The 11837-nt window shown below is 47.5% G+C and carries 12 protein-coding genes; 4 read left to right on the top strand and 8 right to left on the bottom strand.

Annotation, left to right across the window (positions count from 1 at the left end; genetic code table 11):
• Nucleotides 1-104: 104 nt before the first annotated feature.
• The 3 genes from EGI32_RS18305 (at nt 105) to EGI32_RS18295 (ending at nt 5605) form a co-directional block, all read left to right on the top strand.
• The gene (locus tag EGI32_RS18305) at nt 105-1997 is read left to right on the top strand and encodes a gliding motility-associated C-terminal domain-containing protein (RefSeq protein WP_255156932.1); all 1893 of its coding nucleotides are present in this window, start codon (nt 105-107) and stop codon (nt 1995-1997) included.
• Between the two features lie 275 nt (nt 1998-2272).
• Nucleotides 2273-3892 carry a DUF1800 family protein gene (locus EGI32_RS18300; RefSeq protein WP_255156930.1) on the top strand — a complete coding sequence of 540 codons (1620 nt, stop codon included), beginning with the start codon at nt 2273-2275 and terminating at the stop codon, nt 3890-3892.
• 114 nt (nt 3893-4006) lie between these two features.
• Nucleotides 4007-5605, top strand: coding sequence for a DUF1501 domain-containing protein (locus EGI32_RS18295; protein WP_255156928.1), 1599 nt, complete (start codon nt 4007-4009; stop codon nt 5603-5605).
• 152 nt (nt 5606-5757) lie between these two features.
• Here EGI32_RS18295 and EGI32_RS18290 read toward each other — a convergent pair whose 3' ends face one another.
• From EGI32_RS18290 to EGI32_RS18265, 6 genes are all read right to left on the bottom strand, one after another.
• Nucleotides 5758-6156 (bottom strand): hypothetical protein, encoded by a 399-nt coding sequence (locus EGI32_RS18290; protein WP_255156926.1) that lies wholly within the window; start codon nt 6154-6156, stop codon nt 5758-5760.
• Between the two features lie 158 nt (nt 6157-6314).
• Nucleotides 6315-7160: a hypothetical protein gene (locus EGI32_RS18285; RefSeq protein ID WP_255156924.1), complete on the bottom strand. Its 846-nt coding sequence runs from the start codon at nt 7158-7160 to the stop codon at nt 6315-6317.
• Nucleotides 7161-7234: 74 nt separating this feature from the next.
• Nucleotides 7235-7753 (bottom strand): VanZ family protein, encoded by a 519-nt coding sequence (locus EGI32_RS18280; RefSeq protein ID WP_255156923.1) that lies wholly within the window; start codon nt 7751-7753, stop codon nt 7235-7237.
• A gap of 195 nt (nt 7754-7948) precedes the next feature.
• Nucleotides 7949-8596 carry a hypothetical protein gene (locus EGI32_RS18275; RefSeq protein ID WP_255156921.1) on the bottom strand — a complete coding sequence of 216 codons (648 nt, stop codon included), beginning with the start codon at nt 8594-8596 and terminating at the stop codon, nt 7949-7951.
• Between the two features lie 259 nt (nt 8597-8855).
• Nucleotides 8856-9275 carry a Fur family transcriptional regulator gene (locus EGI32_RS18270; RefSeq protein ID WP_255156919.1) on the bottom strand — a complete coding sequence of 140 codons (420 nt, stop codon included), beginning with the start codon at nt 9273-9275 and terminating at the stop codon, nt 8856-8858.
• A gap of 17 nt (nt 9276-9292) precedes the next feature.
• On the bottom strand, nt 9293-10009 hold the full coding sequence (locus EGI32_RS18265) for an SCO family protein (RefSeq protein ID WP_255156917.1): 717 nt from the start codon (nt 10007-10009) through the stop codon (nt 9293-9295).
• 114 nt (nt 10010-10123) lie between these two features.
• Here EGI32_RS18265 and EGI32_RS18260 point away from each other — a divergent pair, with 114 nt between their 5' ends.
• Nucleotides 10124-10513 (top strand): MerC domain-containing protein, encoded by a 390-nt coding sequence (locus EGI32_RS18260; RefSeq protein ID WP_255156915.1) that lies wholly within the window; start codon nt 10124-10126, stop codon nt 10511-10513.
• Between the two features lie 70 nt (nt 10514-10583).
• On the opposite strand, the gene EGI32_RS18255 is transcribed toward EGI32_RS18260, so the two are convergent.
• Nucleotides 10584-10802, bottom strand: a complete 219-nt coding sequence (locus EGI32_RS18255; RefSeq protein WP_255156913.1) for a hypothetical protein — start codon at nt 10800-10802, stop codon at nt 10584-10586.
• 27 nt (nt 10803-10829) lie between these two features.
• Entirely contained in the window at nt 10830-11597 is a 768-nt protein-coding gene (locus EGI32_RS18250) for a glycoside hydrolase family 25 protein (protein ID WP_255156911.1), read from the bottom strand.
• Between the last annotated feature and the right edge of the window lie 240 nt (nt 11598-11837).

The following is an 11837-nucleotide window of genomic DNA, read 5'->3' as shown; positions in this document are numbered from 1 at the left end:
TTTTAAAGTTTTAGCACAGAGTTTGCTAACTATCCGCCATCCATAATCAGGTGAAAAAACAACTTGTGAGAAACTACCTTTACCTACTTATTGTGTCCTCCTGTATGCTTAATTGCATACAGGCAGGAGCTCAGGCTCCGAAGCTGAATTGGGCGCTCAAATACGGCGGATCGTCCGTTGATATCCCTTTTTCCATAAAATTTACTGCCGATGGCGGCACCATTGTAGCCGGGTACACCGATAGCAAAGACGGGCAGGTAAACCCGCAGCCGAACCGCGAATACTGGGACCTGTGGGTGCTCAAACTCGATGCCTGCGGCAATGTGCAATGGGAAAGATCGCTGGGCGGCACCGGCTACGAAAGCGCCCGCGACATTGTACCCACCGCCGATGGCGGCTACCTGGTATTGGGAGAAACCAACTCCACCGATGGTGGCGTGGCAGCAGGATACGGCGGCACAAAAGATATATGGCTCATCAAATTATCGGCCACCGGCAATGTGCTGTGGCAAAAAAGATATGGCGGCAACGGCCTCGACATTGGCAACAAAATAAAACTGATGGCCGATGGCAATTACCTGATAGCCGCCACCACTTCATCTAACGACGGTGATATCAGCGGCAACCACAGCAGCAACAGCTACACCGATGGATTGCTGATGAAAGTAAGCCCTGCGGGGGCATTGCTGTGGAGCAAATGTTTTGGCGGCAGCAAGAATGATGAACTGCTGGATATGGAGATCGTAAACGGAAAAATATACGCCATCGGTTATGCCAACTCTGTGGATGGCGACATCCCCCCCAGCCAGAAAAACTACGATGTGTGGGTGCTGGCCCTCGATGCCGGTGGCAACAAAATGTACAGCAAAATATATGGCGGCTCACAAAATGATGTGGCCTATGCGGTGTCGTTGGGCGTCGATGGCTCGCTGTGCCTGGCGGGCTACACCACCAGCACTGATGGCGATGTGAGCGGCCCCAAAGGCAGCCAGGATTACTGGGTACTCAACATTACTCAAAGCGGTACGCTCAACTGGCAAAAGGTATTGGGCGGCACCGATGCCGATTATGCCAACACCATACTTACTGAAACGGATGGCTCGTACCTCGTAGGCGGGATATCTTACTCCGATGACGGCGACATAACGGACGCAAAAGGCGAAGGCGATTACTGGCTGGTAAAACTAAGCGCCACAGGCAACGTTATTTGGAAACAGAATTGGGGCGGCAATGGCAACGATAACCTACGCTGCCTGCTGCACAAGCAGGTGCCCGATGAATATTACCTGGCCGGCGATTCGGATTCGTACGGCGACTTTACCAACGGGTTCGGCGATGCCGACCTCGGCATCATCAAACTCAATATTCCTTTGGAGCAAACAAAAGATACTACCGTATGCAACATCAGCACTTATGTGCCTTTTAAAGACACCCTGCAGGATGTCTGCGGCAACGATTCCGTATTGGTAACGTATACCCCGGTACAGCTCAGCGGCCCGCTGGAAGGCCTCAAAAAGAGGGACACCGTCTTCATCGGCCAAAGCCTCACACTTCCTTCGTCGGGCAACGGCACCATCCATTGGGTGGCCGACCCTACACTCAGTTGCACTGCCTGCGCCAACCCTGTAGCCACACCACGCATCACCACCATTTACACCGCTACCAATACCCTGCCGCATGGCTGCGTGGTGGAAGATAAATTTACCCTGGTAGTGCTCCATGATGCAGTGGTATTTACGCCCACAGCTTTTACCCCCAACGGCGATGGAAAGAATGACTACTTCGGCCCGCTGGGCAAAGTGCCCGATGGGTTCAGCATACAGATCTTTAATAAATACGGCGAAACGGTTTTTAAAAGTTCGTCGATGCCTTTCCGTTGGGATGGAAGATACAAAGGGATCATTCAGCCTACGGGTGGGTTTGTATATATCATGCAGTACCAGGATATGCAAAAGAAAGTGCATCAGCAGAAGGGGAGTTTTATGTTGATCAGATAGCATGGATTACACGGATTAAATCGAATTACACGAATTACTTTTTTTCGGCAGCGGGCTTAATAAAAGTTGTGAAATTTTAAAATGTAAGAAAAGCCGAAAATGCGGTTTCCTGAAGTGATTGCTGATACGGTGATAGTGGATAATGGATAATGGATAATGGATAATGGATAATGGATAATGGATATCGTAGCGAAGAAATAAGCGAAGATCAATTAATATGAGTCCAGCATCCAGCAACCAGCATCCGCATCAGCCCAATAAAAAAAATGTTCATTATGGATAGAAAAAAATTCCTCATGGCTGCCCTTGGCAGAAATGTAGCTACTACGCAAAGTGCCGGTTTCAGCGGGCTGCAGCCCTATACCGGCGACTGGACGGTGAATGAAGTGACGCACCTGCTGAAGCGCACCATGTTTGGCGCAAAAAAAGCAGACATCGATCATTTTCTTTCCATGACGGTGAACGACGCGGTGGAAGAGCTCATCAACACGGTAAGCACACCATCGCCGCCCCTGCGTGATTATGGCCTCATAGAAGTGGAGGATACCATGTACGATGATGTGGGCGTACCGCTCGGGCAAACCTGGGTGAACGACCTCAACCTTACCAGTCCGCCGGAAGCGAGGCCGCAGATCAATGCACTCCGTATGGCGGGATTGCGCAAATGGTGGGCAGGCGTGATCCTGCACCAGCAGAGAAGCATCCAGGAAAAGATGCTGCTCTTCTGGCACCACCATTACTCGGTGCAGCAGGAAGAAGTAGGCAACTCACAAATGATGTACCGCCACCACAACCTGTTGCGCACGCATGTGCTGGGCAATGTAAAAACGCTTGCCCGTGAAGTGACCATCGACCCCGCGATGCTGCTGCACCTGAATGGATACCTCAACTCCAAACTGGCGCCCGATGAAAATTATGCCCGGGAGTTCCAGGAGCTGTTTACCATCGGCCTTGGCAACGATTCGCACTTTACCGAAAACGATGTGATTGCCGCGGCACGTGTACTAACGGGATGGCGTATACGCAATAACCCTTTGGAGTCTTATATCGATACCAGTGCTCATGATACCGGTTCCAAATCGTTTTCTTCTTTTTACAACAGCACTACCATTGGCGGTGGCGATGCGGCACAGGAGCTTACTTCGCTGGTGAATATGATTTTCGCTACCGATGAAGCGGCCCGGTTCATATGCCGCAAATTGTACAAATGGTTTGTTTACTACGAGATCGACGCGGCTACTGAAACGGATGTGATACAGCCGCTGGCTACGCTACTGAAAAATAATAATTACGAAATAAAACCGGTGCTGCTGGCATTGTTTAAAAGCCAGCATTTTTTCGACCCGCTCAACCAGGCCTGTTATATCAAGGGCCCGTATGATATCCTGGCAGGCACACTGCGTGAATTCAATGTCAATTTTCCTGCATACACAGATTATGCTGCGGGGTACCCGTTGTTTTTTTCGGTGTACAACAATGCCGCCATCATGCAGCAGGATCTGTTTCAGCCACCCGATGTATCCGGTTACGCGGCGTATACGCAGGGGCCGATGCATTATGAGCTTTGGGTAAACAGTAATTCCTTGCCCCGCCGGGCCGACTTTACCGATGCCCTGGTGAATGACGCGGTGATAGATGTAAGGGCTTTTGCCAATCTTTCCGCCACCCCCGCCGATCCTGATCTTTTTGTAGATGATATGGTGGGCCTGCTTTTGCGTTACCCGTTATCTACTGCTTCCAAAACTTATGTGAAGCGAACCTTTTTGTTGAATAACGGAACCGATAACAGTGTATGGACGAATGCCTGGAACAGCAACAATACGGCTGTAACGGATCCGGCATTGAAGAACCTTTTCAAATTCATCATGAACTTACCTGAATTTCATTTATGCTAACCCAACTAACCACTAAGACACTAAGGCACCAGGGATCACAAAGGCTTTTTCTTATGCTTAACATCTTTGTGATCCTTAGTGCCCTTTGTGACTTTGTGGTTAAAAAAACTGATTATGAACAGAAAGAAATTTTTAACCAGCACTGCACAGGCCGTTGCCCTGCCTGCCTTGCTCAACGGGTTTTCGTTTACCGCCATGGGCGCATCACACAGTAACCTGACCCGCCTGCTTCGCGGCACCGATACCGATCATGTGCTGGTGCTGGTACAGTTGATGGGTGGGAACGATGGCCTCAACATGGTGATACCGCTTGATATCTATTCAAATTATTACAATGCCCGCACCAATGTAGCCATACAGCAAAGCAAAGTATTGCGGCTGGATGGCACCGATAAATCGGGCCTTCATCCTTCCATGACGGCATTGCAAAATCTTTTCAATGATGGCAGGATGAACGTGGTGCAATCGGTGGGGTATGCCAATCCCAGCTTCTCTCATTTCCAGGCGAGGGATATCTGGATGAGCGGCGATAACACCACTTTGCGCAGCGCCCGCGTAAAAACGGGCTGGATGGGCCGTTACCTGCAGGAAGAATTTCCGGGCTACCCCGATGCCTACCCCGACAGTGAAATGCCCGACCCGCTGGCGATACAGATCAGCGATGTGCCCACACTCGATCTGCAGGGCAGCATTTATTCCATGGGCCTATCCATCACCAACCCTGAAAAAGTATACACATTCGCCAACCCTTTTTCGGATTACCCGATGGATGCGCCCCCGGCAAATAAGGAGCTGAGGTTTTTGCGGGTAGTGTCGGAGAAAACGAAGATCTATTCGGATATTATCCGCGATGCATACCAGCGTGCGTCGACGATGGCCACTTATCCTGAACGCAACAGCCTTGCGGATCAGCTGAAGATCGTTGCCCGGCTGATAAAAGGCGGATTGAAGACAAGGGTATACACCGTAACCATCGGCGGGTTTGATACACACAAGCGACAGGTAAATGCCAGCGATACTTCTACAGGCCTGCATGCCGAACTGATGAAAAATCTTTCTACCGGCATTGATGCTTTTCAAAAAGACCTGGAGCTGATGAACCTCGATGACCGGGTGATCGGTATGACGTTTTCTGAATTTGGGCGCCGCATCAAATCGAACGCGAGCCTGGGGACCGATCATGGCGCCGCGGCCCCGCTGATGATGTTTGGCAAACATGTAAAAAAAGGCATCCTGGGTAACAGCCCCGATATCCCTGCGGATATACAGGTGGTGAACAATATCCCGTTTCAATACGATTTCAGAAGCGTGTACGCGTCGGTGTTAGAGCAGTGGTTTTGTGTAAAGCAGCCGGCATTGCACGATATCCTTTTGCAAAACTACCAGGCATTGCCACTCATAGAAGGCGGCCCTTGTGGCTTGCCGGAAGACATTGACAACACCAATAATAATTCTGATAAACTGATATTAAAAATGTGGCCTAACCCTTACGCTGTTAGCGCCACCATACAATTTTCCACCACAGGTGGTAACACTATGATACAACAGCTCAATTCGCTGGGGCAGGTGGTGAAGGTCATCACCAACAAAGATTATGCGACGGGTACTTACAATATTGATATCTATAATGACAACCTGCCCGCAGGTGCGTACTTTTTAAGAATGCAGAATGGGGCGCTGCAGAAGGTGATCAGTGTGGTGAGATTGAAATGATCGATGATCTATGATGTATGATCTATGATCGATGATGTGTGATCGATGATGTATGATCTATGGTTTCTTCATGATTGAAGTACTCACTGGGTATGTGATGCGTTACAATTTGAGAGAATCAGATCATAGATCATACATCTCAGATCATAGATTTATTTGATTCCCAATTGCGCCTTATATCTCGCGATGGTATTATTAGCTTCAATCAGCTTCAGCTTGATCGCATGCAGTTCGGGTTGTGCGCTGGCCAGTTGCGCTTCGGTTTCTTCGTTGCTTTTTTGAAGCAGGAGAATATCGGCATCCATCATTTTGGTAAGTTGTACCGCTTCTTTGAGCTTGCGGTGCAGCTCCAGTTCGGTCGCCTGTTTGAGCTGGTGCACCTGTATATTTTCTTTCTGCAACGTCTCCTTCATCAGCCTTTCGCTTTCGAGAAAGCCCTGCATGCTCTTATGCTCTTTTTTTATTTTGGTGATCTTCACCAGCTGTATGATCCAGGCGAGGGCAAAACCGATCACCAGCGCCACGCCTGCGTATATATATGTCTGTGTCAAAAACGAATAATTTTAGTTGGGGCTGCAAAATATTTCATTTGCGCTGGAAAGTACTGTCAAAATGCAATTTTTATTCCACAGCAGTGAATTACTGAGCCCCTTTACTAAATTATCGGGATAGGCCAACAGGTTAATGGCCGAAAAGTAGTGTGTTTGCCTTATTGGTAATGATATTCAGTAGTGTCCTTTGAAATACTGTTGATTTCGAGGATAGTATTACCCAATTTATCTACGTTGGGCAGGTAGTTATTGATGAATCTGAAACCGAGCGAAGAATTTCCAAAATTTATTAAGTTGTTTTTATTGGTCATCGGGATAATATGCCTGAATGAACCGAAAGGACTTGCCAGCGAAACAGCAAAAAATGCAGGCCCTATATTCAAAGAATAATACGGATTGGTGCCGTTATCATAGTTATATGTCTGTACCTCCCCTACGCTACCTCCCGGGTCAAACAATGTCCACCTGACTATATTTCCATTTACGACTTCGGTAGTATCAACATACGGAATCGTTCCGGGAGGACAACTGCCGCAGTATTCTTCATGATACATTTTATTACCGGCATAATGAAACTGAATCGTATCCCAGTTTTCGAGATGAGCCACGCTCGGATCGCTGTACCAGATATGCACTTTATCCTCCTGTACGCGTTTTTCCGCATCATAGGTAAGGCTGTGGTCAATGTATTGCAGAACATCATAGCCATAGGTGTAGAGCACTTTTGCAGGCAAAGTATTGTTTCCCTGGTAAGTAAATTTGAAACTGAAGGAAGAGCGTGTATGCGGAAGTCCGGGTTCGTATGCAGTGGGTTTCGCAACCATCGAATCCACCCGGTTTTGCTGATCATAATAAATGAGCATCTTATCCTGGTTAGCCTCAAATTTAAATGTTACGGCAGTTAATCTTCCAGAATTGGGATCGGGTTCCGATGTGCTATCCTTACTACAGGAAAAAAAGAAGATGGAAACAAAAATGAAGGAAAGGGTAAAAAAGTGTTTCATGGGCACGTTTAGGTTTGCCGGGTAAAAATAATAAAAGTCGGGTAATTTTATGGTGAGAAAATTTTCCAGGGCTTCTAGCGGGCTACATCTTGTAAGTTAAAGTCCTTCCTCCGCTGGTGGCGAATGATGCTTCTGACTATCCAGTAAATGATATAACCGATCAATCCGCCAAGGGTGTTGAGGATGAGATCATCGACATCAAATACCCCGAGGGCAAATAATAACTGCGCCAGCTCAAAGCTGAGGCTGATGAGAAACACACCGAAAACCGCCTGCCAGCCCCGTTTCCAGTTGAAAAGCAGGGGGAGTAACAATCCCAGCGGGATAAAGCCTACCACGTTGCCTACCAGGTTGCCCATCTTGTATTCGGTGCCCAGCGAGCGGCTGCTGTAAAAGAGGCGGATGGTGGCAAAAGGTTTGAGGTTGGCTTTATCGAAACGTTTTTTGATGCTTTTGGAAGTGAATGCTTTTTTGAGATCGGCAGGTTGGTAGCTGTGTTTGCCTTTGAAGAGAATATTTTTTGCGAGTATGATCATGCAGGCCACCAATAATAACCACAGAAAAACTTTTACCGGTGCCGAAATTTTTTGCATCTGTGAATATAAAATAAAATGCCGTCAAAACCTCCGGGGTTTTCTTCTAACCCCGGAGCGTTTGCCCCCGGGCGGAAACTCCCGGAGGTTCAAAAGAAACCTCCGGGGTTTTTTCGTTAACCCCGGAGCGTTTGCCCCCGGCGGAAACTCCCGGAGGTTGGAAAAAAAACCTCCGGGGTTTGCTTTCTCCCCGGATCATTTCTGCATAAATCCTTTGATGAGGTCCATCAGTCCACCACCGCCATTTTTGGCCTGTTGCGCTTGTGCACCACCTGCCAGCTGCGATACGATGTCCATCAATCCGCCGCCGCCGCTTTGCTGGGTATTGCCGCCCCCGGTAAATTGTCCGATGAGGTCGGAGATGTTGAAGCCGCTGTTACCGTTTTGCTGTTCCTGCTGTACCACCTGGTTGCTGGCGCCGCCGGTAATGGAATTGAGCAGGCTTTCGATGGAGAAGTTGCTGTTGTTGGGGTCGTTGGTTTTGTTGACCAGGTTGGAAATAACCGATGGGATCAGGTTGTTTGCCACATTATTGGCCTGCGCGCCACCAAGGTTGAATTTGCTCATGAGCTTGCCGGCAAAATGCCCCACCATCATGTTTACGATAGGGTTGCTCAGGAGGCTTGAAGAGCCCTGCTGTTGCTGGTTTCCGGAAGTGTTGTTGCCAAACAGCGAAAGAATGTTCTGCAGGCCGCCACCCGCTACCATATTGCGCAGTCCCGAAGCCACGGTATTGGTAGCTTCCGCAACGATCTCGTCATTCTGATCATTGGGAACATCCGGGTTATTTACTACAGTTTCCTGTGCCGAGCCTTTTACGAGGTTGAATAATTCTTCTAACATAAAATTTCAATTAAGAGTTAAGAGTGCACAAAGTGCAGTAAATAGACGAGAAATCAAAGCGGGCGGTACACACAATTAATAATTAATAATTGTTTCCCGGGCGGGGTTAAAGGTTTTGCATAACTGCTTTTGTGTTGCAGCGAATTATGGAGAAGATCGTAGCGAAGAGATTGCTTCGCAGGCTTGCAATGACCATATTATCAGCTATGCTTCACAGACCCCAAGCAGCCCGGACTTCCGCATTATTAATTATTAATTATTAATTGACTTTGCATTCTTTACAAATCCCGCTTACGATCATTGCCGCATGCAGGGGTTCAAAATCTTTGGGAAGTTTTACTGCCGGAACGGTCACATCGTCGAGGCAGATGGTCTTGTCGCATTCATCGCAGATGAAATGCACGTGGTTATCGTGGTGGTGGCCCTGGGCACAATTGTGTTTGCAAAGGGCATATAGCACGGAGTTGTCGGTAGTAGGTATCTGGTGGATGATCCCTTTGTCCACAAAGGTTTGCAGGGTGCGGTATACGGTCACACGGTCGAATGCGGCATCAGTATTTTTTTCAATATCGGCATGGGCCAATGCGCCTTCGGTAGCCAGGAAAAGATCGAGGATCTTTTTCCTGCCTTCGGTTACACTAAGGCCGTTGCGTTTCAATATGTCGAGTTGTGTTTCCATGGTAGTTGTTTTTCCACTTATGTGGGGGAATTACCAAATCCTGTCATGAACCGGGTATGGTCTACTTTTTCTTTCAGTAGTTCGCCAATGTCTTTTATGAGCTTTTGCACTTCGTCTTCTTTCAATCCGTCGTATATGCCCCGTACCCTGCGGTAGCGGTCGACCAATGCAAAAAACTGTGTATGAATGAACTGGTCGGCAATCTGTTGTGTGCTGTCTGGTTTCCCGTTATCGATCATGTACCCGTTTCTTGCCATGCGGTAGAGCTGGGCTTTATCGCCGGTAAGAAAATGCCAGTTGGTATTGCCTGCAGCGCCTTTTGCTTCATTTATAATGAAAGAACCATCTTCTTTTTTTACCAGGTTGCCATTCAGCATCTTCTGTTCGTACTCCTTGAGCAGCGGAACGCTGTCGGTTTCGGGCATGCAGGTGTGCGAAAGGATGAGGAAGTCACGCTCTGTTTTGTACGTGTCAAAAACGCGGCGCATGTTGGCGTTCATTTTCGGGCAGATCCCTTTGCAGGTAGTAAAAAAATATTCTGCCACATATACCTTATCATCTGTCTGCCGCTGGGAGATGGTCTTTCCATCCTGGTCGGTAAAGCTGAAGGCCGGCACAGCCGGATTGATCACCGCCAATGTGCTTTTGGAAAAATCGTAATCCCTGAACACTAAAGCATAAAATGTCAATAACAATACTATAAAGAACCCCCCGTAAAACAACCATTTTTTCATCTTCCACCCGTTTAATGCACAAATTTACACTACAAATGGCAGCCTGTAAAATATACCTCGTTAAAGGAAGGCAAAACTTGCAACAATATTGCAAATATGCTTATCTTTGTACTCATGAATTTAAAAACGAACTGGGATGGACTGGGTATAATCACGTCGCTGGCCTGTGCCATTCACTGTGCCCTACTGCCAATGATAGCCACCAGCCTGCCTTTGTTCGGCATCAATATTATTCACAACAATATCTTCGAGTGGAGCATGATCGCCATCGCTTTTGGGGTGGGGTCTTACGCACTTCTTCATGGGCATATCAGGCATCACCGGTCTTTTGCGCCGATACTGATGTTTTCCGCAGGCTTCGTTTTTTTGATCGCCAAGCAGCTATTTCACCAGTACGAGCTCTATTTTCTGATACCGGCGGTGTTGCTGATAGTGTCGGCACATTATTATAATTACCGGTTGTGTACAAGGGTAAAATGTACTTCTCCGCATCACAAGCACTGAGACACGAATTTTTACGAATTACACCAATTACGTTTATTCTGGTAGAAATGCAGACGGAGGTTCCAGCTCTTTAAAGTTGCCATTTTTTCTTAAGCCTGCGGATGATGAAGATGAGTGCGGTTAACGAAAGCACATAATACACGATGTTCCATACGCCGGGGTGGCCTTTGAAAAAGGCAAGATCAAAATAGATGCCCACCAATACATTCGCGATCATCCATATCAGTACAAGTGCAATGGTGTTCGCTATCAGTACCAGGAAGCCCCTGGTTTCATCTTCCATTCCCATCGGTAAATTTTTACAGCTAAAGTAATCCTATTTTATCTTAAGTTGTTCGAAGTCGAATCCGTCGCCATTGAATACGTTGAAATCCACAAAAGCGTTGATACCATTCACATGGCCGCTTTCGCTGTGTTGCCAGAATGTCCAGTCGCGTTTGATACGTGGTTTATCTTTCACCAGGTAATGTGCCACCCAAAGCGGATAGTCATCAAAACGGCCGGCGAGGTAATGCGTGTAAAAATCGGCATTGGTATAAATGATGGGCCGAACGCCGTATTCCTTTTCCACCATCTCTAACCAATCGGCAACCCGTTGCTGGAGGTCTTTTAAGGGTACACCAAAAGTAAGTTCCACATCGAGCACCGGGGGCAGGTCGCCTTTCCGAAGGTCTACTATGCGGATGAAATTCGAGGCCTGCGTTTTTCCGCTTTTGCTGGCAATGAAAAAATGATATGCCCCTCTTGCCAGCTGCTGTTCACCGGCATTACGCCAGTTGCGCCTGAACTGCACATCCACATTATCCACGCCTTCGGTAGCTTTCATAAAAGCGAACGAAAGGCTCACATCCTTCACTTTCATCTGTTGCACATCTTCCCAGGAAATGATGCTCTGGTGTTTGCTTACGTCGATTCCATGTACGCTGTAATTGGCAGGAAGATCGATGCCGTATTCTGTATAATGAACAAAGAACGGCCGGGTATAATGACGATAGATGAAGATACCGGCGGTAGCCATCGCGATAAAAATAAGGGAAGTAAGGAGGAGGGGTTTGATACGCCGTTTCTTTCTGCGTTTGGCCATTGCGGAGTGCTATGAAATTTGGTGCGAATGTAGGAGGAAAATAAATATACTGTTCTCAAAAAAATAAGAACCTATTATTATTATGAAAATTTTGGTGATTGGAGTGATGGTTTTTTAAAATACCCGATGGTTTGTATGAGATGAAATTTCTAATACTCCACGGCCGTTGGGTTCCCGCACTTGCGGGATTTGCGCTCCCCAATAAAGACGTTTTAAATGTGGAAATAACTTCGCCCATTA

The organism is Ferruginibacter sp. HRS2-29, assembly GCF_024343615.1.
GTDB lineage: Bacteria > Bacteroidota > Bacteroidia > Chitinophagales > Chitinophagaceae > Ferruginibacter.
This window is presented reverse-complemented; position numbering and strand designations above follow the sequence as displayed.

What these genes read in the sequence shown, in the direction of transcription:
- EGI32_RS18305 (WP_255156932.1), top strand. Translation starts at nt 105, where the DNA reads ATGCTTAATTGCATACAGGCAGGAGCTCAGGCTCCGAAGCTGAATTGG.
- EGI32_RS18300 (WP_255156930.1), top strand. Translation starts at nt 2,273, where the DNA reads ATGGATAGAAAAAAATTCCTCATGGCTGCCCTTGGCAGAAATGTAGCT.
- EGI32_RS18295 (WP_255156928.1), top strand. Translation starts at nt 4,007, where the DNA reads ATGAACAGAAAGAAATTTTTAACCAGCACTGCACAGGCCGTTGCCCTG.
- EGI32_RS18285 (WP_255156924.1), bottom strand. Translation starts at nt 7,160, where the DNA reads ATGAAACACTTTTTTACCCTTTCCTTCATTTTTGTTTCCATCTTCTTT.
- EGI32_RS18280 (WP_255156923.1), bottom strand. Translation starts at nt 7,753, where the DNA reads ATGCAAAAAATTTCGGCACCGGTAAAAGTTTTTCTGTGGTTATTATTG.
- EGI32_RS18275 (WP_255156921.1), bottom strand. Translation starts at nt 8,596, where the DNA reads ATGTTAGAAGAATTATTCAACCTCGTAAAAGGCTCGGCACAGGAAACT.
- EGI32_RS18270 (WP_255156919.1), bottom strand. Translation starts at nt 9,275, where the DNA reads ATGGAAACACAACTCGACATATTGAAACGCAACGGCCTTAGTGTAACC.
- EGI32_RS18265 (WP_255156917.1), bottom strand. Translation starts at nt 10,009, where the DNA reads ATGAAAAAATGGTTGTTTTACGGGGGGTTCTTTATAGTATTGTTATTG.
- EGI32_RS18260 (WP_255156915.1), top strand. Translation starts at nt 10,124, where the DNA reads ATGAATTTAAAAACGAACTGGGATGGACTGGGTATAATCACGTCGCTG.
- EGI32_RS18255 (WP_255156913.1), bottom strand. Translation starts at nt 10,802, where the DNA reads ATGGGAATGGAAGATGAAACCAGGGGCTTCCTGGTACTGATAGCGAAC.
- EGI32_RS18250 (WP_255156911.1), bottom strand. Translation starts at nt 11,597, where the DNA reads ATGGCCAAACGCAGAAAGAAACGGCGTATCAAACCCCTCCTCCTTACT.